Raw genomic sequence first — 20,834 nt, forward strand, 5'->3', positions numbered from 1 at the left:
GCTGGCAAAGCTCATAAAGTTGCGATGGTCGCATCAATGAGAAAGTTACTTGGCATTTTGAATGCCCTAATTGCTAACGACCAATATTGGTCTGAGCAGCCTGCGTAGCTTGACTTTTGCCACCGTTGCTCCGGCGGCTGGGGAAGGGGAGAAAAAACTTTGCTAACGCCCAAAGTTTTCTCTCCCCTTCCCCAGACCCCATCCCCTCTCTTTCAAAGACGTTTTTAGTTATGCTTCGCAAAAAGCGTACTAAAACAGTCTTCGAATACAGAGACGGCGAAGCCTTAATAAAAGTTTTTGGGATTCTTAAACCCTTTTTACAAAAAGGGTTTAAGGCCCCCGGCGGGGTCGCCGAAGGCCAAATATTATGCGTCGGGGTACAGCTCTGCGGCCATGTCCCGGAGTTTGTATTTCTGGATCTTGCCGCTTGCGGTCATGGGATAAGCGTCAAGGAAGGTGATGAACTTGGGAATTTTGTAGCGCGAGATCTGACCGCGGCAGTAGTCGATGACATCCTGCTTGGTCATTTCCACACCATCCTTGAGGATGATGAATGCGCCGACCTGCTCCCCGTATTTCTCACTGGGAACCCCGGCCACCTGCACGTCGAGAATGCCGTCCATGGTGTAGAGGAATTCTTCGATTTCACGGGGGTAGATATTCTCCCCGCCACGGATGATCATGTCTTTGAGGCGTCCGGTTACGTCAACGTAGCCTTCTTCATCCATGGTTCCGAGGTCTCCGGAATGGAGCCAGCCGTCCATATCGATGGTGGAGTTGGTTGCTTCAGGGTTGTTGTAGTAGCCCTTCATGACGTTGTAACCGCGACAGCAGATTTCACCTGTTTCGCCGGGTGCGCACATCTCGCCTGTTTCGGGATGGATGATGGCCACCTCGATTTCAGGCATGGCCCGGCCAACGGTCTCTGTGCGCCGCTGTACGCTGTCGCTCATGCGGGTCTGGGTCATAACCGGGGAAGCCTCGGTTAGACCGTAACAGATGGTGATGTCCTTCATGTTCATCTTGTCCATGACCTTCTTCATGACCTCGATGGGGCAGGGCGATCCGGCCATGATGCCGGTACGCAGTGAAGAATAGTCGAACTTATCGAACAGCTTGTGTTCGAGGATGGCGATGAACATGGTCGGTACACCGTAAAGGGCGGTGCATTTTTCCTGATCCACAGAAGCCATGACCAGCAGCGGATCGAACCCTTCAAGGATGACCATGGTGGTTCCGTGGTTCACCGCGGCCAGTACACCGAGTACGCAACCGAAACAGTGGAACAGGGGCACGGGCAGGCAGAGGCGGTCACCGGGCTTGAAAGCCTGATTCTCGCCGATCCAGAACCCGTTGTTGCCGATGTTGTAGTGGGTCAGCTGTACGCCCTTGGGGAACCCGGTGGTTCCTGAGGTGTACTGCATGTTGACCACATCATGCGGATCAAGGGAAGCCTGACGTTCTTCGTAGTCTTCCTCTGTGGTTACTGCGGAAAGGTTGATGACCTCGGCCATGGAGTACATGCCGCGGTGCTTTTCCTGACCGAGGAAGAAAACCCTTTTGAGATCGGGGAATTTTTCGCTTTTGAGGTAACCGCGTTCCTGAGTCTTGAGTTCGGGAATCAGCTCATATGCGGTCTGGAGATAATCGATCTCTCTGAAACCGTCGATGATGACCAGGTTCTCGCATTCGGACTGCTTAAGCAGATATTCCAGCTCGGTGGTGCGGTAAAAAGTGTTAACGGTCAGCAGGATGGCCCCGATTTTGGCGGTGGCGAATTGCAATGCCACCCAGTAAGGCACGTTGGTAGCCCAGACAGCCACCTTCTCGCCTTTCTTGATTCCAAGAGCCATAAGACCCATGGCCAGATCATCCACCAGCTCACCGAACTCGCGGTAGGTCAGGCGGAAATCGCGGTCCACATAGACAACAGCTTCCTGTTCCGGCCATTTTTCAACAGCCTCATCCAGAAGCGCGCCAAGAGTGATTTCCCTGAGATGTGATTGTTCCATGAAAATCCTCTCTTATTCCGGGAAATAAAGAACTGCGTAGATATCACACTTTTCGTTGCCTTCAGCAGCAACATAGTGCGGGACCACGGAATTGAAATATACGCTGTCGCCGGCTTCCAGAACGCTTTCTTCTTTGCCGTAAACGACTTTCAGCTTGCCGGAAACAACGATGATGAATTCTTCGCCTTCGTGGGAAGTCGTCTTGGGTTCTGCATCTTCAGGCTGGATTTCGATGAAGAAGGGTTCCATGTGGCGGTCACTCTTGCCTTTGGCAAGGGAGAAGTACTTCATGGAAGCTGTCTTTTCCTGATCGGAATGCATGGCAAATTCTTCCCTGCGCTCGCCGAGCTTGACGATGAGCGGGTCTTTGCTGACCTGATCGTCAAGGAAGGTGCCCAGTCTTACACCGAGAGCTCTGGCAATCTTAAGTAGAGGACCTAGCGAGGGGTATTTTTCTTTTTCTTCCACGGCTGTAAGGAAATCAATTCCAAGGCCGGTGCGGTCGGAAAATTCATCAAGGCTCAAACCCTGTTTTTCCCTGAAATTTTTAATACGCTGTCCTACTTTTGCTTTGCTCATAATCCCCTCTGCTGGTCTAAACCCGTTTAAACTGCTTTTGATAAATACAATAAAAAAGTCAAAAAATGAGTACTTACATCAATGTCGGACATTTGTCATCTTATCCGATCATTGTGCACCTGTTTTTAACAATATACCGAAGAAGAGTCAGTCTAAATCTTAGTGAAAGAAAAATGAAGAACAAAATTAAGCATTAAGAGTTTTTTCTTGCCATTAGTCTTCGGGATTATAATTGTGTGGCGGGGCGGGATTTTGATAGTGGTATTTTCTGTAAATATTATCTATAGTGCGCATAAATTTCAGGATATCAAAAGGAACAACAAATGGCTGCGGCAGATCAAAATACAGGAAGACAAACAATCAAGGGCCTTTTCTCCAGCCAGAATGTACAGAAGATCGGTACCGGAACAACAGTGCGCCGGACCATCAGCAAGATGTACTGGATGGTTGAAGAGCTGAATCCGGAGAATGTCGAAGTTCAGCCCCTGAACACAAGTTACGTTCCTGCCGGACCTAAAACAGTTGTTCCTATGGAAGAATTCCTTTCAAAATATTCTCCTGAGCCTGAATTCTATGTTTCCACTGTTTATCCCAAGATACAGGAGCTGAGTACCACCATTGAGCGTGGTGAAAAAGCAAGGCAGGCCGGAGCTACCTACAGTGCGGAATTCGAATTTCAGAACGCGCTGGGCGTGGATGAAGACAACGTAAAAGCCAACTTCGGTCTTGGACTTACCTATATGGAACGCGGCGAAGCCAACAAAGCCAACGATATTTTCAACAGGCTGGTCAAGCTTGATGCGGCCTTCCAGACCGAACACAAGCACCTGTTCAATGAATTCGGCATCAACCTGCGTAAGACAGGCATGCAGGATCAGGCTATCGATTACTATGACCGGGCATTGGAAATGACTGCAAGCGATGAAAACCTGCATTACAACATCGCCCGGGCTTACTTTGAAAAAGGTGTGCTTGATAAATGTGCCGCCCATCTCAAAAAAGCTATTGAATTAAATTCCGAACATCAGGAAGCTGCCAAGTTTCTGGAATTTCTTAAAAAGCATCATCCTGATCAGGCGTAGCTTGAGAACTTTAGGTAAAATTTTAAGGCCCCTTTCAACATGATGTTGAAAGGGGCCTTTTACTTACTTCTTTTCAATCAAAGCGGAATAGAAAAATTCGCGCAGTTCCGAATCAGGCGGGGTGGTCCACTCTTTTAGCGGAGTTGCATCCTTGTGCCGTTTAAGGAAAGCAGCTACCTGACGCTCATTCTCGTCCGGGTTGAGCGTGCAGGTGATGTAGGCCAGCCGTCCGCCTTTGCGGATGGTCTGCCATGCGTTGTCCAGAATTTTGGCCTGCAAGCGGACCAGCGAATCCATGTCTTCGGGAGTGCGCTTGAATTTGGTGTCCGGCCTGCGGGAAAGCACGCCCAGACCGGAACAGGGTACGTCCAGCAGGCCGGTGCCGATAGATTCTTTTGCCAGCGGCGGATTGATGGCCGAAGCCCGGAAAGATGCCACAGACGGGACTTCCCGCTTCAGCGCAGCCAATCTGCGTTTATGGGGATCACTGGCAATGATGGGTGAAATTTTCAGCGAATGCAGAAATTTTGACTTGCCGCCGCGACCGGAACAACCGTCCCAGACCGGGGTGGGCCATTCCTGTGGATCGAGCACGGAAAGGGCTTCACGGGCAGCATAGCTCTGGCGGGTTACCGATTCTTTCAGTCCTTTGAAAGCTTCGGGCCAGTAACCGGAATAAAATGCAAAAGCCTGCCCGTCCGAGGCAATGTAGTCTTCCTCTTCCAGCAGCTGCATGGCTGCGGCCTTGGCTTTTTTATCTGCGGTATTGAGCACGAATCCGGCAGCAGGCGGGCAGATCTGGGCTTCAAGGTATTGCTCGGCCCTGTCACGGCCATAGCTGTCCAGCCAGAGTTCCACAATCCATTCCGGGCAGGAATAAAATGCGGAAAGAAATTCGATGTCGGAATCAGTGTTGCGGCGGAAAAAATCTTCGTCTGCGCCGTCTTCAGCCAGCCTTGCCACCTTGCGCAGCACGGCATTTGCCAGCCCGCCCAGTTTACCTTTGGAAAGACGTTTTGCGGAATCCACGCCCCAGTCTACGGAAGCGTATGCCGGAACATCCATATGCAGGATTTCATAGGCGGCCATGCCCAGCACCCGCAGCACGGGAACAGGCAGTCCGTCCGGGCGGGAGAGAAAACAACTCAGCACATTCTGCAAACGCATGCGCATGCGCAGATAGCCGTAGAGAATCTCTGTGACGAAGCCCCGGTCGCGTCCGTCCAGATTTGCAGCTGTGAGCGCATTATCAAGCACGGCCTGTGCATCCGCACCACCGTCAAGAGCGCGGGTTACGCATTCAAAGGCCACGCCCCTCGGTCCGGGCAGGGAAAGGGAATTGTTCTTTTTTTGTTTTGCCATCAGCGGAGTCCCGGCCTAAAGCCCGGTCAGCGGGGTCAGGCCGACATTCTTATCGGCATCAGCGGGAAGCTTGTCTTCCTTGAGGAAACGGCGAAGTGCGTTTTCCACATCAATAAGTGAAACCTGAGTATCAAGGCAGGGACCGTGCGGACGCTCATTGAGTACGCCGTAAACCGGAAGCGGATAGGTATCCTGAATACCGGAAGCAAGGTCGCGCTCACAGGCGATAGCAATGATCATGCGCGGGCGGTTCTGTACTACCAGACGGCGGGCGATAGTCCCCCCGGTGGCAACATGGAAATGTACGCCGTATTTATCGCGCAGTTCCAGCAGACCTTTGATGGTACACAGGCCGCAGCGTTTGCAGTTATCAATGTCGTAAGTCAGACGCATATCGCAACGGCTGGCCTGTAAACAGTGCGGGGTCAGGATCATGATTTTTTCAGGATCAAAACGTCCCACTTCGGAAAGTACCAGCTCGTTATTCACTTTGATAAAAGAACCGCGAATCTTGCGCTTGGAAAGCCCGAACACACGCCCCAGAATGGTCATGAGCGGCAGGAAGAGTTTAATGCTCAAGCCGCGCGCTTTTTGAAAAAAGGGATGCGTTTTGCCCAGTATCACGTTGATCAGCAGACCTGCATACGCCCAGCCCACCAGCACAATGAGTGCGAAAATGAACAGCCCCCAGCTCCAAGTCGCCCACGCACCGAAAGAATCCAGCCCCGCATATGGAACATACCAAAGCAGGCCCAGAAATGCGCAGAGCAGCAAACAGGTCCCGGTAATCAGGCCGATGAAAAGACGCTTTTTATTATCTTTTTCTACACTCATATATTAAATTCGCCTCCGGCGGCCCTTCGGGGACCAGTGAACCCTTTTGAAAAAGGGTTCTCTGGACTCTCCTAAAACTTTTATTAGGGCTTCGCCGCTGCTAGCGCAGCAAGATCATTTTATTTAAAACAAGTACAATCCTCCAAACTACCCCAAAACAAAACGACTAAAAGGTTTTGGGATTCTTAAACCCTTTTGACACAAATTCGCAGGAAAGCGAATTTGGACGTTTCCTGCAAGGCAACGCCCCGAAGGGGTGAGCCACAGGAAGTGGCGAATCAAAAGGGTTTAAGCCGCCGGAGGCATTCTTAGCATTTATTTAAATACCCACAAATAAAAGCTTTGCCGTCCATTTCTTTCTTTCCGGCTGGCTTGACCTTTGATGCGAGGTAAATCTTGTCCTGACAGGCGATGCCGAGCATGCCGTCAAATTCGCCGACAATGGTTCCGGGCGCGTGATCGCCGACCTCTTCATCACCGGGCTTGCCGGGAGAAAGCACGAGGCGGATGGGATCTTTGTCTTCGGGAGTCCAGAAGTAAAAAGCACCGGGCCACGGATACATGCCCCGAATTTTGTTGTGCACTTCCTTGACCGGAAGATTCCAATCGATCAGCCCTTCTTCCTTACTCAGCTTGTCAGCGTAGGTGGCGATGGAATCATCCTGCGGCAGAACAGTCAGACGACCATCCTGATAGCGCAGCAGGGTTTCCATGACCAGCGGTCCGCCCATATCAGCAAGTTCGTCATGTACTTTTCCGGTAAAGTCGTCCCAGGCAATGCCGAGGGCCTGCTGAACCAGAATCGGCCCGGTATCAAGGCCCGCTTCCATCTTCATGATGGTGATCCCGGTGGCGTGGTCGCCATTGGCAACAGAGCGATGAATGGGTGCGGCACCGCGATACTTGGGCAGCAGGGATGCATGCACGTTGATGGGCATCACTGCCGGGATGTCCAGCACAGCCTGGGGCAGGATCAGCCCGTAGGCCGCAACCACCAGAAAATCCGGCTCCAGCGCGCGCAGTTCTTCAACATCCTTTTCGTCCTTGAAGTTAACAGGCTGGTAAACGGGAATATCGTTTTTCAGCGCAACTTTCTTGACTGCGGAATGATTTACCTTCTGTCCGCGGCCACTTTTGCGGTCCGGCTGGGTATAAGCTCCGATAACTTCACATCCGTCCCATTCCACGAGGTATTCGAGGATGGTGGACGCAAAGTCCGGGGTGCCCATGAAAACTATTTTCCAGCGTTTTTCAGCCATTTTTTTACCTTCTTATCGTACATTGCACGTTTCAGGCGGCCTACACGGTCGACAATGAGAGTACCATCCAGATGGTCAATTTCATGCTGCAGCACAATGGCCAGAAAATCGTCAGCTTCGATTTTCAGTTCATTGCCTTCAAGGTCGGTACCGGTAACGGTCACTTCAGCATGACGCTTGATGGTGCACTTGAAAGCGGGGCAGGAAAGGCATGCCTCTTCGGAGTCAACTTTCTCAGCACTCTTTTCAACGATTTCCGGGTTAACAATAACCTGCAAATCAGTACGCTCTTTGGGACCGGAAGGATCGATCACGATGAGCCTTTTCTGGATGCCGACCTGCGGAGCCGCAAGGCCCACGCCGTCATCCTCGTACATGGTCTCGATCATGTTATCGACCTGCTCCTTAAGCTCAGGAGTAATTTCCTCAACCCGAGCGCATACTTCACCCAAAGACGATTCGGGATAAGCTAATATTTCCATTTTCATATGCTAAAGCCTCCAGAGGCTTTTTTAATTCTTATGCTTCTTTTTTCTCACGCAGGCGTACACCAAGCTCACGGAGCTGGGTAGCGGATACGCCGGACGGTGCTTCGGTCATCAGGCAGGTTGCTTTCTGAGTTTTGGGGAAAGCGATAACGTCCCTGATGGATTTGGCACCGCACAGAATCATAATAAGTCTGTCCAGACCAAAAGCAATACCACCATGCGGCGGTGCGCCGAACTGGAGCGCGTCCATGAGGAAGCCGAACTTGGCGCGGGCTTCTTCTTCGTCGATACCCAGAGCTGCAAACATTTTTTCCTGCATTTCCGGGGTATGGATACGGATGGAACCGCCACCTACTTCGTAGCCGTTCATAACGAGGTCGTATGCACGGGCGAGTGCTTCAGCAGGCTTGTCGGCCAGTTCGTCAATCTGCCCTTCCTGCGGAGAGGTGAAGGGATGGTGGCGGGCAACGTACCGTTTTTCGTCAGCGTTGTACTCAAGCAGCGGGAAGTCGGTAACCCAGAGGGGTGCGAACTTGGACTCATCGATGAGTTCAAAACGTTCACCGATCTTGATACGCAGGGCGGCGAGAGCGGCGTTGACGATGTCGGCTGCTCCGGCCTGGAAGAAGAGGATGTCGCCGGGCTGGCAGTCGGTCAGTTCACGCAGCTTGGCGCATTCTTCTTCGGAGAAGAATTTGACGATGGGAGACTGCCATTCGCCGTCTTCCTTGACCTTGATCCATGCGAGGCCCTTGGAACCGTAGATTTCAACGAATTTGGTGTATTCGTCGATTTCCTTACGGGAAAGCTCGGCACCGTTGGGTACGCGCAGGATCTTGATCAGCTCGGAGCTGGCGAAGACCTTGAAGTCGGAACCCTTGAAGATGTCAGTGGCTTCCTGAAGCTTGAGGTCGAAACGTACGTCCGGCTTGTCGCAACCGTAATCGCGTATGGCGTCTGCGTAGCTCATGCGGGGGAAGGATGCGGGCAGTTCGGTTTCGATGGTCTCTTTGAAGACGGTGCGGACCATTTCTTCAGCCATGCCCATGACCTGCTCTTCGTTGACGAAGCTCATCTCGATATCGATCTGGGTGAATTCGGGCTGACGGTCTGCGCGGAGGTCTTCGTCACGGAAGCATTTAACGATCTGGAAATAACGGTCCATGCCGGAAACCATAAGCATCTGCTTGAAGAGCTGCGGGGACTGCGGCAGGGCATAGAAATCACCGTTGTTCATGCGGCTGGGTACGAGGAAGTCACGGGCACCTTCGGGGGTGGATTTGGTCAGTACCGGGGTCTCTATTTCAAGGAAACCGAGATTGTCGAGGTAACGGCGTACGGACTGGGCGGCCTTGTTGCGCAGGATGAAGTTCTTGGCAAGGGTGGGGCGGCGCAGGTCCAGAAAACGGTATTTCAGACGCAGCATTTCGGAAGCGTCGGAGCGGTCTTCAATGGCGAAGGGAGGAGTTTCGGAAGTGTTGAGCAGTTTCCATTCATCAACAACGATTTCGATTTCACCGGTGGTCAGGTTTTCGTTACGCATGCCGTCGGGGCGTTCGCGAACTTCTCCTTTGATGGCGACCACGTATTCGGAGCGGATGGCATGGGCGCGTTCGTGGGCGCCAGCATTGTGCTCGGGGCTGAAAACAACCTGGGTGAGACCTTCACGGTCGCGCAGGTCGATGAAGATCAGACCGCCGTGGTCACGGCGGAACTGTACCCAGCCCATGATCAGGACTTTTTCGCCCATGTTTGCCGCGGTGATCTGGTTGCAGCTGTGGGTGCGTTCCCAGTCGCCGAGGGATTCAATTACCCGGTATTCATCGTAATCGCGTTCTTCAATCTGTTCAGACATTTTTAGTCTCTCCCTATATTATTTGAAATTTATTATTTGAAATAGTCGGTACGGCTGACAGTCTCCTGTTCGCCGCCTTCGGTCATATCCTTAATGGTGACCGTTCCGTTTTCATATTCGTCAGCACCGAAGATGAAACACTTCGCTGCATTGATCTTGTTGGCGTGGCGCAGCTGGGCTTTCATGCTCTTGGCAGTGAAACCCACTTCACCTTTCAGGCCGCTTCGGCGCAGCTTTTCACCAAAGATGAGTGCGTCCTTGGAAGCTCTTTCGTCCACAAGGGCCACGTAAAAATCAGTGGCTGCTTCGTATTCACCTTCCAGCAGCATGGCCAGACGTTCCATACCGCAGGCAAAACCGATACCCGGCACCTTCTTGGGGCCGCCGAGGGACTCCACAAGGCCGTCGTAACGTCCGCCGCCTGCAACAGCGGTCTGCGCTCCGATGTCACCGGAAGTGACTTCGAAAGTGGTGCGCTGGTAGTAATCAAGTCCGCGCACGAGACGTGGATTGAGGGTGTATTCCAGTCCGGCTTCATCGATCAGGCTGATGACTACATCAAAATGATCGCGGCACTCGGTGCAGAGGTGGTCGGGAATGGAGGGAGCATCCTTGGTCAGCTCCTTGCATCTTTTGACCTTGCAGTCGAGTACACGCAACGGGTTGGTGTCCACGCGGCGTTGGCAGTCATCGCAAAGTTCGCTCTTGTCGAGGGAATTGAAAAAATCCTTGAGAGCCTGATTGTACTTGGGACGGCACTCAGGGCAGCCAAGGGAGTTCAGCTCAAAGGAAAGTTTTTCCAGACCGATTCCCTTCAGGAAGCCGGAAAGCATGAGCAGGACTTCGGCATCGGCCTGCGGCTCGGATGCGCCGAAGACCTCGGCATTGATCTGGTGAAACTGGCGCATGCGTCCGGCCTGCGGCCGCTCGTAGCGGAACATGGGACCGAAGGTGAAAAATTTGCTTACCTTGCCCGGCTGGTAGATCTTATTCTCCACGTAAGCGCGGACAACCCCGGCAGTCGCTTCCGGACGCATGGTCAGGGAGCGGTTCTTACGGTCGGGGAAGGTGTACATTTCTTTCTGCACCACATCGGTTTCTTCACCGATGGAGCGGCAGAAAAGTTCGGTCTTTTCGAGGATCGGAGTCCTCAGTTCACCGAAACCGTAAGAGGTGAAAACATCCCTCGCGGTCTTTTCCATGAACGCATATCTCGCGCTATCCTCTGGGAAAAGGTCTGCAACGCCTTTGATTTTCTGTATTTTTGCCATTTATCTTCTCTTTGCGAATTTCCGGGGAATGCTGAATTTTGTGGTCCGCCCCCGGCACGGAGCGTGGAACCAAATTTCGTTAGTCCATTATTATATGAATGTCAAAGCTCCAGACGGTTGAGATCGTGCCGGATGCAGGCTTAGGGGCTTTGTCTGCTGCCCGGTTGCTAAATCGTTTAAGCTGCGGCATTAAAGGGGGCAGGAGATTAAACATTATGGAAATGATCACTTCACAGGATTACAACGAATATATCGGCCCCAATGCGGGCAAATACCTTTTCAACTTTGCCAAGTTCCAGCAGCTGCGTGACGGTTTTACCGTAACATGGCACTGGCCCGCATTTCTGTTCGGGTTCTGGTGGTTCCTGTACCGTAAGATGTACTTCTGGGCCGCTATAACATTCTTGATCGGCTTTCTGCCCTTCGGTAATTTCATTGCCCAGATCGGCTACGGCATGAGCGCGTATTTCTTTTACTACCGCGACAGTACAGCCAAGATCGGGGCCATTAAATCAACCGCTCCCGTGGGCGGGGCTTCGATCATTATGCGCGATACCGGCGGGGTGCACGGCTGGGTCAAAATTGTGGGTCTGCTCTGCTTTTTCCTGCAGCCGCTCTGGATATTCTTTATGTCTCTTTTCTTCGGAAGTGCTTTCATCTTTTCTTTCCACCAAGTTGTGGTATAAGGAGAATAGATACTCATATTTCGAAGGGGGGTTCCTAAATGAAAAAAGCAATCTCACTCAGGCTGTTCTGTTTATTTTTTGTCTTGACCATGACCGTTATGCTGCTTTCAGCCGCTGATTGTCTGGCCCAGAAACGGCTGGCCCTGCTCATCGGCAACTCGGCCTACAAAAACGGACCGCTGAAAAATCCGGTTAACGATGTGGCGGCCATGGACAAGTCTCTAAGCCGGGTCGGTTTTGATGTCATGGTGCTTAAGGATGCGGACCGGGCGACCATTGGCCGGGCCATCGATAAATTCGGCAGCAAGCTTAAGAACTACGATGTGGGATTGTTTTATTTTTCCGGCCACGGATTGCAGGTTAACGGCATCAACTATCTCTGCCCGTTGGGCATGAATCTTCAAGGCCAGTCCGATGTGCCTTACGAAGCCATTGATGCCGGAAAGGTGCTGGCAAAAATGGAAGATGCCGGGAACCGCATGAACGTGGTTATTCTTGATGCCTGCCGCAACAATCCCTTTAAACGCAGTTTTCGGTCCGGTCGCAACGGTCTGGCCCAGATGGATGCTCCCACCGGATCGTTCATCGCCTTTGCAACTTCACCGGGCCGGGTAGCCTATGACGGCAAGGGCCGCAACAGCCCCTACGTGACCCACATGATCGGCAATATGAACAAAAAAGGCATGACTATTGAAAAATTCTTCAAGCAGGTCCGCCGGGGCGTAATGAAAGATACCGGAAAGAAGCAGGTCCCGTGGGAATCCTCCTCAATGGTCGGTGATTTCTATTTCGCCGGAAAAGGCTCGTCAGGATCATCCTCGTCTTCACAGACTTCAAGTCAGTCTTCCGGCAGCCAGCAACAGCAGCAGTACACCCCTCCGCCGCCTCCCAAGCCTAAGAAGGACAAGGCCGGGGAAGTTATGGATATGTTGTTGAATTAGAGCGAACGACTCTTTTAATTCAAAAAGGATATTCCCGATTTCGGGGGTATCCTTTTTGAATGTCTGATCAGATTTTTTAGCAACAAGGGCCGTTCCGTATCCTACGGGACGGCTTTTCATGCATTGACCCTATGGCAAATTTGCCATAATATAAATCCATGAGTTCTAATCAACGTCAGTTGTTCTGGGTAGGTAGCAGCAGAAAAGACCTTTTGAGTCAGCCCCATGAGGTGCGGCAGTGTGTCGGGTATGCCTTGCATGTGGTGCAAAACGGCAGGCAACCGGACAATTCAAAACCTTTCAAACAGGGCGGGGCCGGGGTGATGGAAATTGTCGTTAACCATGACTCCGACACATTCAGGACCATGTACGTGGCGAAGTTGCAAAAAGGAATTTACGTTTTACATTCATTTCAGAAAAAATCCAAAAGCGGGAAAGCCACACCCAAGCCGGATATTGATAAAATTCAGGCCAGATATAAAGAGGCTCTGGAAGCGGATAAAGATTAAGTTTTAAAGGAGGTATCACCATGGCTATTGAAGCAGGTTCAGGAAATGTTTTTGAAGACCTCGCGCTGGATAAACCGGACGAGCTGGCCTACAAGGCCAATATAGTTATGGAAATACAACAAGCCATAAAAGTGCGCGGCCTTACCCAGACCAAAGCGGCTGAAATATGCGGCACAGACCAGCCTACATTATCAAAAATCCTTGGTGGCAATATCAGTCTGGCAACAACAGACAGGCTCTTCACATGGCTGATAAGGCTCGGGTATATGGTCAAGATTACCATTGAGCCTTCTGTTTCCGCAGGTCATGTGCAGATATGTTCCTGTCGTTAGTGAACACATTCTTTATTGGGATACACATGCCGACAAAACAAATATCAATTCGTACTAACCCGGAATTAGTTGTAAAATTAGATAAATTGGCGACTGCCACCCAAAGAAGCAGATCGCATCTGGTTAATCAGGCCATGGAGGAGTTCGTTGCACGGGAAGCATGGCAGATAGCTGAAATTGAAAAAGCTTTGAAAGAAGCTGACGCAGGGGATTTCGCTACCGAAGCAGAGCTTGAAGCTATGGATAAGAAGTGGATGAGAAATGCGCGTTAAAAACGACGTAGTCGAAATTTTGCGGGTTTTCCACACCAGACGGAAACTGCCCAAAGATTGGGATGCTGTTTGATCATAATTGAATCCGCAATCCATTTTTAGAGTAACTGCTACCCACTCTGGCGGACCATCTTGGTGGCAAACAGGGTTATGAGCCCGCCAAGCATGAAGTAGCCCACAATAACCTCAAGGCAGAGCCATATCTGCCCGGCAAGGTTTAGCGGTGTAACATCCCCGAAGCCGAGAGTGGTGAAAGTAACTGTGCTGAAATAATACGGGGTAAAAATATTGACCTGCATTGCCTCATTGAACTCAATTTCGGGGTTGATTTTTATCAGCAGGTCATGCAGGCCGAACCAGTCAGGCACAAAGGGCCAGACTTCATAATTGGCATATACAGCACCGAAAAACGCAGCCAGCCCCATAGCCAGAGCAGCCCAGCGCCAGATGGATCTCCCACAATCCGAGGTCCATTTCCAGAATCTATATTTCCAGATATTCTTGGATTTTGTTTCCTGAATGTATTCCAGATCCTTAACGTGACGTACAAAATGCTGGCTTCCGATACAGTTTTGAACATTGGTCGCAAGACAGCGCATCGTGTTGTCATATTTAACTTTCGCTACTTTTGCCCCTGAAAGGTCCGTGTTAGCAAGGTCTGCTCCTCTGAAATCAGCACCGATACAGTCCGTGTTTTTCAAGTTTGCCGACCAGAGGACAGTATTGGTAAATTTTACATTATAAAGCCTCGCGCCTTCAAAATCCGCATCCGCGAGTATGGCTTTGTTGAATCTGGCTCCGCCGAAATCCGCTCCCTGAAGCCGGGTCCTGCTGAGTTTGGCCCTTTCAAGATTCGCTCCCTGCAAGTGTGCTCCTCTTAGATCTGCCCCGATTAGCTGCGCTCCTTTAAGGTTGGTCTTTGTAAAATTAATATTTTTAAATTGCGCCCCCACAATTTGACCCTGCACAAATCCTCCACCCTGCGGAGTCTGCTTTTGATCAAACCTGAACTTGAATTTTTCATTTTGAAGGTCCGGTTTTATGTCCGGGTTTTCGGCCCGCCAACGGTTCCAGACTTCAACACCTTGCTCTAAAATTTTGAGATGCTCAGGATTTGCCACAATAAGACCTCCAGCTTGAACGGAGACAGGGTAATCAATTCAAAACTATACTGTTTATATAGCAGAATGCAGCCAAGTCCAAAACAAAAAAGGGAGAACCGAACAATCGATCCTCCCCCTTATACCTATATATTCAAAAACTTACCGTTGCAGCAACCTGGCACCAGCCTCAACAGACTTGGTCACCCAGACGTTACCGCCGATGACTGAACCTTCGCCGATGGTCACCCGTCCGAGGATGGTGGCCCCGGAGTAGACGATGACGTCGTCTTCCACAATGGGATGGCGGGGGATGCCTTTGATCAGCTGTCCGGAATCATCGGACGGGAAGCTCTTCGCGCCTAAGGTCACGCCCTGATAGAGGCGCACATTGCGGCCGATGATGCAGGTTTCGCCGATGACCGTACCTGTGCCGTGGTCGATGAAGAAATGTTCACCCACCTGCGCGCCGGGGTGGATATCGATCCCGGTTTTGGAATGGGCCATTTCACCGATGATACGCGGAATGAGGTCCACGTTCAGTTTGTAAAGCTCATGGGCGATACGGTGATGGGTCATGGCGATGATGCTGGGGTAGCAGAAAATGGTCTCGCCCGGACTTTTGGACGCGGGGTCGCCGACATAGGCGGCCTGTACGTCAGTCGCCAGCAGACGGCGGATTTCGGGCAGCTTTTCCATAAACTGCGAGGCAATGCGCTGCGCATCGGCCTCACAGTTCATACAGTTCATTTCATCGGCAGTGCAGAAAAAACAGTGTCCGCGCAGAATCTGTTCTTCCAGAATCCGGTAGGCCACATCAAGGTTTCCCCCGATATGGTAGCGCATGGTTTCGGGCCGGATTTCGGAATCCCCGAAATAACCGGGGAAAATCACCGCCCGCAGCCTTTCCACAAATTCGCCCAATGCATCCACAGAAGGCATGGGACGGTCATGTTCAGGCATGTGATATACAGTCTGATATGACTCTTCCTCACAAAGAGCGTCCACAACCTTCGTCAGCACAGAGCCGCCGATTTTACTAACCATTTTTAAACCTTAATCCTTAAACAGCGCGGTGCTTAGGTAACGTTCGCCTGTATCGGGAACCACAAACACCACAAGTTTATCTTTGTTTTCCTCACGTTTTGCGATCTCCACTGCCGCATGGGCTGCTGCCCCGGCAGAGATACCGCATAAAATTCCTTCTTCCTGCATGAGTCTGCGGGCCATGGCTACACCGTCTTCGTCCGCAACCTTGATGATCTCGTCGATGACTTCAGTCTGCAGCACATCCGGCACAAATCCGGCTCCGATGCCCTGAATGCCGTGCGGTCCGGCCTTGCCGCCGGAAATGACCGGGGACTTTTCCGGCTCAACCGCAACAATTTTAATGGAGGGCTTGCGTTTCTTCAGCTCTTCACCGACTCCGGTGATGGTACCCCCGGTACCCACTCCGGCTACGAAAATATCAATCTTCCCGTCAGTATCATCCCAGATTTCGTTGACGGTTTTATTACGGTGGGCCAGCGGATTATCTGTATTGCCGAACTGCATGGGCATGAATGCATCCGGGTCGGCGTCCGCAATTTCCTTGGCCTTGTTCACCGCCCCGGTCATGCCCTGCGCAGCCGGAGTCAGCACCAGCTCGGCACCGAAGCCCTTAAGCAGGTCTTTGCGTTCCTGACTCATTGATTCGGGCATGGTCAGCACCAGCTTGTAGCCCTTCACCGCGCAGACAAAGGCCAGCCCGATTCCGGTATTACCGCTGGTGGGTTCCACAACCGTCGCGCCCGGTTTCAAATCACCGCGCTTTTCCGCTTCCTCAATCATGGAAGCACCGATACGGTCTTTTACGGATGAGCAGGGATTGTAAAATTCCAGCTTGGCGATGACGTTAGCAACGCATCCATCAGTAACTTTATTAAGTCTGACTAGAGGGGTTCCCCCTACCAGTGAGATCATATTTTCATGTATATTCATGTTAAACCCACTTTTTTATAAATTCCTGCCTTAATTCGATGTAAAAAGCAAAAATATGGGTGAAATTTTATCATAAATAAAATTTCACCCATTGGGTTTTAATGATCGTGATCGTCCACCCAGTCCAGACCTTCATCGCCTCTACGGAATGGAGACATCTCACGCAGTCTACTGATGATGGGCGGCAGTTCCCGGAGCACCAGATCGATATCCTCATCCGTGTTGTAGATGGACAGGGAGAAGCGCAGCGATCCGTGAGCGAAGGTGAAAGGTACTCCCATGGCCCGGAGCACGTGGGACGGCTCCAACGAACCGGAAGTACAGGCCGAACCGGAGCTGGCGGCAATGCCGAACTGGTCGAGCATGAGCAGCATGGCTTCGCCTTCGATGTACTTGAAGGCGATGGACAGGGTGTTGGGCAGCCTCATTTCAGGATCACCGTTGATGACAGCATCGGGAATGGCGGCCATGAGCCCCTTTTCAAGGCGGTCACGCATGGCCCGCACGCGGGTGTTTTCATCATCAAGATGCTTCACAGCCAAGTCCATGGCTACTCCGAGGCCGACGATGCCGGGCAGGTTCTCGGTGCCGCCGCGGCGTCCGTGTTCCTGATGTCCGCCGAGCATGAAGGGCCGGAAGGGCGCGTTTTTGCGCACAAACATGGCCCCGATGCCCTTGGGGGCGTGGATTTTGTGGCCGGAAAGAACCAGATAATCCACGGGCAGGGTCTGCAGGTCGATGGCGATCTTGCCCACAGCCTGCACGGCATCGGTATGAAAAAGCACACCGTGCTTCTTGGCGATCTCAGCCATTTCCTGAATGGGGGAGATAACCCCGGATTCGTTGTTGGCGTACATGATGGAAACAAGGGCGGTGTCCGGGCGGAAAGCCAGACGGTACTGCTCCATATCGAAAAGCCCCTTGGAATCTACGCCAAGGTAGGTCACATCGTAACCCTTGCGCTCGTAATGCTTGGCAACATTGAGCACCGCCGGGTGTTCCACGCGGGTGGTGATCAGGTGTCTCTTTTCCGGCTGGGCTTCAAGGGCGGAGAAGATAGCGGTGTTATCGCCCTCGGTCCCGCAGGAATTAAAAATGATTTCAGAAGGATCACAGTTCAATCCGGCAGCGATTTTCTGGCGGGCCTGTTCCATGAGCATGCCGGATTGTCCGCCGAGGCGATGCATGGAGGAGGGGTTGCCGAATTCAGCATCGAGCAGGGGCAGGATTGCCTCACGCACTTCCGGTGCGACCATGGTGGTGGCATTGTTGTCGAGATATGTTGACATGATTAGCCCTCCCGCACGGTGATTTCAGGTTCCACGGTTTCCTTGAGGCGGCGTTCCACAAAATCCTTGAGGGTGTGTCCGCTGGAAGGGCAGCCCACACAGGCTCCGCGCAGGGAAACAATTACTTCGTGTCCGTCAATATCAACCAGTTCTATGTCGCCGCCGTCCTTGTTCAGGGCCGGGCGGATTTCTTCGTCAATGACCTTGGTGACCAGCTGAAAACGCTTGATATTGGTCATCTTGTCGGGCTTTTCCGGCTGCGGAGCGGGCTTGGCAGCTTCTCCGGTCAACACTTCCTCGATGATCTCCCCGATGCGTCCGTGACAGTCCTCACAGCCGCCCCCGGCCTTGGTGAAGTTGGTCACTTCCTCAAGGGTGGTCAGCTTGTTTTCCTTAACCGCACGGATGATCTGCAGGTCGGTGACGCCGAAACACTTACAGACTATCTCGCCTTCGGGAGCGGGGGCAGCCTCAAGACCACGATACTTGCGGATGGCGTCCTCAAGGGCTTCCTGACCCATGACCGAACAGTGCATCTTTTCCTTGGGCAATCCGCCGAGCTGCTCGGCAATTTCCCTATTGGTCACTTTGGATGCCTCGTCAATAGTCATGCCCTTGATCATTTCAGTAAGTACAGAGCTGGAAGCAATTGCGCTGGCGCAGCCGAAAGTCTGGAACCTGGCATCCACAATGCGCTCGTCATCAATCTTGAGAAACAAGCGCAGGGCGTCTCCACAGGAGAGTGAGCCGACCTCGCCGATGGCGTCCGCATCTTCGATTACCCCCACATTCCGGGGATTAAGAAAGTGTTCCTGAACCTTATTAGTATATTCCCACATAGTGTCTCTCCGCTTATGTGAATCTGGTTTATAAGAAATATCTCAAGCATACCCCCTTCCCGATAATTCCGAAAGAAAAACGGCCTGCTTTTTATCTTTTACTTAAATTCTATACCATTTTGGTATGATTTATTTTACGCTCAAGCCCCATGCTTAGCAAGTTTTTTATGCCTTCACTCTACATATTAGGTTGTGATCCTTAAATGACAAGAGGGGGAACCGGAATTCCCCCATATTTATAATCAACTCTTATATTCCTGAGGCTCCATTTCCCCACGCAAAACAGCAAGCCCGCCGCGACCCATTACTTCCATTTCTTCCAGCCCGGTGACGACCTGCACAGGCGCGATGAAGGAAACCAGATCTTCCAGCTCGGCAATCAGCCGTTTGCTGCGGGCCAGTCCCCCGGTGAGGATGACCGCATCCACGGGTTTCTTGGCCGCATCCCCGCGCATAAGGGCCGGGATATAGGAACAGATGTGCTTGGCGATGTTGTAGATCAAAGCTTCGAAGACCAGCTTTGCATTCTCGTCACCATCGTCCATACGCGGCTCGATCTGGCGCAGGTCATTGGTCCCGGTGAGTCCGAGCAGACCGCAACCGGAGGTTACGACCTTCTTCAACTCCGCAAAAGAATATTTTCCGGACTCCAACAGCTCGATAACCGGAAGCACCGGAAGCGCACCGGACCGTTCCGGGGTGAACGGCCCTTCGCCGTCCAGTCCGTTGACCACATCCACAATGCGTCCTTGGCGGTGTGCGCCGATGGAACAGCCTCCGCCCATGTGGGCGACTATGAATTTTGATTTTTCGTAATCCAGCCCCATTTTTGCGGCTACACTGCGGGCTGCCCCGCGCTGGCTCAGGGCATGGAAGACGCTGCGTCGCTTGATTTCCGGCAGCCCGGTGATCTTGGTCAGCGGTTCCATCTCATCGGTTACCACCGGGTCCATAATCATGGAGGGCACACCCCATTTCTCAGACAGTTCACGCCCGATCATTGCGCCCAGATTGCAGGGGTGGGTGCCGTAGCGGGCATTGACCAGGTCAGAGAGCATATCATCGTTTATGGAATAGGGTCCGCCGGGAATGGGCTTAAGTAAACCGCCGCGCCCGACCACCATATCCGGTGTTCCATTTGCAAGCTCATCTTTAATAAGCTCCATAACAGCAGCACTGCGAAACTCTTTCTGTTCCAGTACAGTGGAAAATCTATCTATGCTTTCACGGGGATGGCTTACTTCAGCGTCGAAGCATACTTTTTCATCGTTAAAGATGGCCACTTTGGTTGATGTTGATCCGGGATTGATCACAAGAATTCTCGAACCCATTCATATTCTCCGTAAGTTTGCTGCAAATTTGAGTTTCCGCATTATGTGCTAAAACGTGCAAAAACAAAAGTAACACTCTACTTTCCCGGACTCCTTGACTAAAATCAAGACGGAGTTAATTTCTAAAATGTGATATAATGATAAATAAACCTTTCTACAAAAGGCCGCAGACATGACTTTAAAAGTAGTACCCATCAACACCCTGACCGCCACACGCAGAAAGATACTGCATGCCGCCTACAAGTGCGCCGCAAAAAAAGGATTCAACAATCTTGATGTGGACGAAATAACGCTCAAGGCAGGAGTGAGCCGCAAGACGCTTTACAGCTACTTCAATGGACTGGAAAATCTGATGAGTGAGCTGGCGGTATCGGGAATCTACTGGCCCACAACAGAAGAACTGCTGGCCAATGCCCCCACGGAATTTCCGGAAATCGAACCGGAAAAGCAGGTTGCCGCATTTTTCACCGCCCTGCGCAGAACCCTTGATACAAGGCCGGATACCTTGCGGCTGCTGGCCTGGGAAATGTTGGAGCGGACCCCGCTTTCGGATCTGCTGGAAGATGTGCGGGTGCGTACGGCACTGGAATTTTTTGAACACATGACCCCGGATGTGCCCGATGATGTGGACCTCGCCGCAGCGGTGGCAATCCTCGGCGGGGCCATATCCTACTTGTCCATTCGCTCGCTGAATACCAAGCATTTCGGTGGAGTCAGCCTGCAGGACGAGGTCGGCTGGGACCGTATGGAAAAGGCCATGGGGGATATGTTGCGCGGGTTGCTTTGTCCCTGTAGAGATCCGCAGGAGTAAGG

At 51.9% G+C, this 20,834-nt stretch carries 21 protein-coding genes and 1 pseudogene; 8 read left to right on the forward strand and 14 right to left on the reverse strand.

Annotated elements, in window-relative coordinates; genetic code table 11:
- Nucleotides 1-108 (forward strand): annotated as a pseudogene (locus FMR86_RS20800) (IS110 family transposase); the annotation flags it as partial.
- Nucleotides 109-365: 257 nt separating this feature from the next.
- On the opposite strand, the gene FMR86_RS03915 reads toward FMR86_RS20800, so the two are convergent.
- Together FMR86_RS03915 and FMR86_RS03920 are read right to left on the reverse strand one after the other, a co-directional pair.
- Nucleotides 366-2,012, reverse strand: coding sequence for an AMP-binding protein (locus FMR86_RS03915; protein WP_163349780.1), 1,647 nt, complete (start codon nucleotides 2,010-2,012; stop codon nucleotides 366-368).
- Nucleotides 2,013-2,024: 12 nt separating this feature from the next.
- Nucleotides 2,025-2,591: a helix-turn-helix domain-containing protein gene (locus FMR86_RS03920; RefSeq protein WP_163349781.1), complete on the reverse strand. Its 567-nt coding sequence runs from the start codon at nucleotides 2,589-2,591 to the stop codon at nucleotides 2,025-2,027.
- Between the two features lie 323 nt (nucleotides 2,592-2,914).
- Between FMR86_RS03920 and FMR86_RS03925 the strand changes: the two genes are divergently transcribed.
- A complete protein-coding gene (locus tag FMR86_RS03925) occupies nucleotides 2,915-3,673 on the forward strand; it encodes a lipopolysaccharide assembly protein LapB (RefSeq protein WP_163349782.1) in 759 nt (252 codons plus the stop codon).
- 63 nt (nucleotides 3,674-3,736) lie between these two features.
- Here the strand turns inward: FMR86_RS03925 and FMR86_RS03930 are convergent, their stop codons facing one another.
- From FMR86_RS03930 to hisS, 6 genes are all read right to left on the reverse strand, one after another.
- Nucleotides 3,737-5,035, reverse strand: coding sequence for a transcription antitermination factor NusB (locus tag FMR86_RS03930; RefSeq protein WP_163349783.1), 1,299 nt, complete (start codon nucleotides 5,033-5,035; stop codon nucleotides 3,737-3,739).
- A gap of 15 nt (nucleotides 5,036-5,050) precedes the next feature.
- Nucleotides 5,051-5,869 (reverse strand): DUF116 domain-containing protein, encoded by an 819-nt coding sequence (locus FMR86_RS03935; RefSeq protein WP_163349784.1) that lies wholly within the window; start codon nucleotides 5,867-5,869, stop codon nucleotides 5,051-5,053.
- Between the two features lie 308 nt (nucleotides 5,870-6,177).
- Complete coding sequence (gene fmt, locus FMR86_RS03940; RefSeq protein WP_163349785.1) at nucleotides 6,178-7,128, reverse strand: methionyl-tRNA formyltransferase; 951 nt, start codon at nucleotides 7,126-7,128, stop codon at nucleotides 6,178-6,180.
- Nucleotides 7,104-7,616, reverse strand: a complete 513-nt coding sequence (gene def / locus FMR86_RS03945; protein ID WP_163349786.1) for a peptide deformylase — start codon at nucleotides 7,614-7,616, stop codon at nucleotides 7,104-7,106. Before def ends, fmt begins: the two co-directional genes overlap by 25 nt.
- Before the next feature lie 31 nt (nucleotides 7,617-7,647).
- Entirely contained in the window at nucleotides 7,648-9,471 is a 1,824-nt protein-coding gene (gene aspS / locus FMR86_RS03950) for an aspartate--tRNA ligase (RefSeq protein ID WP_163349787.1), read from the reverse strand.
- A gap of 32 nt (nucleotides 9,472-9,503) precedes the next feature.
- Entirely contained in the window at nucleotides 9,504-10,742 is a 1,239-nt protein-coding gene (gene hisS / locus FMR86_RS03955) for a histidine--tRNA ligase (protein ID WP_163349788.1), read from the reverse strand.
- 215 nt (nucleotides 10,743-10,957) lie between these two features.
- Between hisS and FMR86_RS03960 the strand changes: the two genes are divergently transcribed.
- From FMR86_RS03960 to FMR86_RS03980, 5 genes are all read left to right on the forward strand, one after another.
- Nucleotides 10,958-11,428, forward strand: coding sequence for a DUF2628 domain-containing protein (locus FMR86_RS03960; RefSeq protein ID WP_163349789.1), 471 nt, complete (start codon nucleotides 10,958-10,960; stop codon nucleotides 11,426-11,428).
- 38 nt (nucleotides 11,429-11,466) lie between these two features.
- A complete protein-coding gene (locus tag FMR86_RS03965; RefSeq protein ID WP_163349790.1) occupies nucleotides 11,467-12,369 on the forward strand; it encodes a caspase family protein in 903 nt (300 codons plus the stop codon).
- Nucleotides 12,370-12,527: 158 nt separating this feature from the next.
- On the forward strand, nucleotides 12,528-12,878 hold the full coding sequence (locus FMR86_RS03970) for a type II toxin-antitoxin system RelE/ParE family toxin (protein WP_163349791.1): 351 nt from the start codon (nucleotides 12,528-12,530) through the stop codon (nucleotides 12,876-12,878).
- Between the two features lie 20 nt (nucleotides 12,879-12,898).
- Nucleotides 12,899-13,210 carry a helix-turn-helix domain-containing protein gene (locus tag FMR86_RS03975; protein WP_163349792.1) on the forward strand — a complete coding sequence of 104 codons (312 nt, stop codon included), beginning with the start codon at nucleotides 12,899-12,901 and terminating at the stop codon, nucleotides 13,208-13,210.
- A 26-nt stretch (nucleotides 13,211-13,236) separates the two neighbouring features.
- Complete coding sequence (locus tag FMR86_RS03980) at nucleotides 13,237-13,482, forward strand: CopG family ribbon-helix-helix protein (RefSeq protein ID WP_163349793.1); 246 nt, start codon at nucleotides 13,237-13,239, stop codon at nucleotides 13,480-13,482.
- Between the two features lie 110 nt (nucleotides 13,483-13,592).
- On the opposite strand, the gene FMR86_RS20805 is transcribed toward FMR86_RS03980, so the two are convergent.
- The 6 genes from FMR86_RS20805 to buk all read right to left on the reverse strand — a co-directional run bounded on the left by FMR86_RS20805 (nucleotide 13,593) and on the right by buk (nucleotide 20,021).
- Nucleotides 13,593-14,603, reverse strand: coding sequence for a pentapeptide repeat-containing protein (locus tag FMR86_RS20805; protein WP_163349794.1), 1,011 nt, complete (start codon nucleotides 14,601-14,603; stop codon nucleotides 13,593-13,595).
- 141 nt (nucleotides 14,604-14,744) lie between these two features.
- Nucleotides 14,745-15,629 carry a serine O-acetyltransferase EpsC gene (epsC, locus tag FMR86_RS03990; RefSeq protein WP_163349795.1) on the reverse strand — a complete coding sequence of 295 codons (885 nt, stop codon included), beginning with the start codon at nucleotides 15,627-15,629 and terminating at the stop codon, nucleotides 14,745-14,747.
- Between the two features lie 9 nt (nucleotides 15,630-15,638).
- Nucleotides 15,639-16,562: a cysteine synthase A gene (cysK, locus tag FMR86_RS03995; protein WP_163349796.1), complete on the reverse strand. Its 924-nt coding sequence runs from the start codon at nucleotides 16,560-16,562 to the stop codon at nucleotides 15,639-15,641.
- Between the two features lie 98 nt (nucleotides 16,563-16,660).
- Nucleotides 16,661-17,851, reverse strand: coding sequence for a cysteine desulfurase NifS (gene nifS, locus FMR86_RS04000; protein WP_163349797.1), 1,191 nt, complete (start codon nucleotides 17,849-17,851; stop codon nucleotides 16,661-16,663).
- 2 nt (nucleotides 17,852-17,853) lie between these two features.
- Nucleotides 17,854-18,690, reverse strand: a complete 837-nt coding sequence (gene nifU / locus FMR86_RS04005) for a Fe-S cluster assembly protein NifU (protein WP_163349798.1) — start codon at nucleotides 18,688-18,690, stop codon at nucleotides 17,854-17,856.
- A gap of 242 nt (nucleotides 18,691-18,932) precedes the next feature.
- Nucleotides 18,933-20,021: a butyrate kinase gene (buk, locus tag FMR86_RS04010; RefSeq protein WP_163349799.1), complete on the reverse strand. Its 1,089-nt coding sequence runs from the start codon at nucleotides 20,019-20,021 to the stop codon at nucleotides 18,933-18,935.
- Nucleotides 20,022-20,193: 172 nt separating this feature from the next.
- On the opposite strand from buk, the gene FMR86_RS04015 reads away from it, so the two are divergent.
- Nucleotides 20,194-20,832: a TetR/AcrR family transcriptional regulator gene (locus FMR86_RS04015; protein WP_163349800.1), complete on the forward strand. Its 639-nt coding sequence runs from the start codon at nucleotides 20,194-20,196 to the stop codon at nucleotides 20,830-20,832.
- Nucleotides 20,833-20,834: the final 2 nt, after the last annotated feature.

The sequence above is a fragment of the Desulfovibrio sp. JC010 genome, from assembly GCF_010470675.1.
Taxonomy (GTDB): domain Bacteria; phylum Desulfobacterota; class Desulfovibrionia; order Desulfovibrionales; family Desulfovibrionaceae; genus Maridesulfovibrio.

Excerpts from the sequence above, each read along its gene's own strand:
- FMR86_RS03915 (WP_163349780.1), bottom strand. The coding sequence starts at position 2,012 with ATGGAACAATCACATCTCAGGGAAATCACTCTTGGCGCGCTTCTGGAT.
- FMR86_RS03920 (WP_163349781.1), bottom strand. The coding sequence starts at position 2,591 with ATGAGCAAAGCAAAAGTAGGACAGCGTATTAAAAATTTCAGGGAAAAA.
- FMR86_RS03925 (WP_163349782.1), top strand. The coding sequence starts at position 2,915 with ATGGCTGCGGCAGATCAAAATACAGGAAGACAAACAATCAAGGGCCTT.
- FMR86_RS03930 (WP_163349783.1), bottom strand. The coding sequence starts at position 5,035 with ATGGCAAAACAAAAAAAGAACAATTCCCTTTCCCTGCCCGGACCGAGG.
- FMR86_RS03935 (WP_163349784.1), bottom strand. The coding sequence starts at position 5,869 with ATGAGTGTAGAAAAAGATAATAAAAAGCGTCTTTTCATCGGCCTGATT.
- fmt (WP_163349785.1), bottom strand. The coding sequence starts at position 7,128 with ATGGCTGAAAAACGCTGGAAAATAGTTTTCATGGGCACCCCGGACTTT.
- def (WP_163349786.1), bottom strand. The coding sequence starts at position 7,616 with ATGAAAATGGAAATATTAGCTTATCCCGAATCGTCTTTGGGTGAAGTA.
- aspS (WP_163349787.1), bottom strand. The coding sequence starts at position 9,471 with ATGTCTGAACAGATTGAAGAACGCGATTACGATGAATACCGGGTAATT.
- hisS (WP_163349788.1), bottom strand. The coding sequence starts at position 10,742 with ATGGCAAAAATACAGAAAATCAAAGGCGTTGCAGACCTTTTCCCAGAG.
- FMR86_RS03960 (WP_163349789.1), top strand. The coding sequence starts at position 10,958 with ATGGAAATGATCACTTCACAGGATTACAACGAATATATCGGCCCCAAT.
- FMR86_RS03965 (WP_163349790.1), top strand. The coding sequence starts at position 11,467 with ATGAAAAAAGCAATCTCACTCAGGCTGTTCTGTTTATTTTTTGTCTTG.
- FMR86_RS03970 (WP_163349791.1), top strand. The coding sequence starts at position 12,528 with ATGAGTTCTAATCAACGTCAGTTGTTCTGGGTAGGTAGCAGCAGAAAA.
- FMR86_RS03975 (WP_163349792.1), top strand. The coding sequence starts at position 12,899 with ATGGCTATTGAAGCAGGTTCAGGAAATGTTTTTGAAGACCTCGCGCTG.
- FMR86_RS03980 (WP_163349793.1), top strand. The coding sequence starts at position 13,237 with ATGCCGACAAAACAAATATCAATTCGTACTAACCCGGAATTAGTTGTA.
- epsC (WP_163349795.1), bottom strand. The coding sequence starts at position 15,629 with ATGGTTAGTAAAATCGGCGGCTCTGTGCTGACGAAGGTTGTGGACGCT.
- cysK (WP_163349796.1), bottom strand. The coding sequence starts at position 16,562 with ATGAATATACATGAAAATATGATCTCACTGGTAGGGGGAACCCCTCTA.
- nifS (WP_163349797.1), bottom strand. The coding sequence starts at position 17,851 with ATGTCAACATATCTCGACAACAATGCCACCACCATGGTCGCACCGGAA.
- nifU (WP_163349798.1), bottom strand. The coding sequence starts at position 18,690 with ATGTGGGAATATACTAATAAGGTTCAGGAACACTTTCTTAATCCCCGG.
- buk (WP_163349799.1), bottom strand. The coding sequence starts at position 20,021 with ATGGGTTCGAGAATTCTTGTGATCAATCCCGGATCAACATCAACCAAA.
- FMR86_RS04015 (WP_163349800.1), top strand. The coding sequence starts at position 20,194 with ATGACTTTAAAAGTAGTACCCATCAACACCCTGACCGCCACACGCAGA.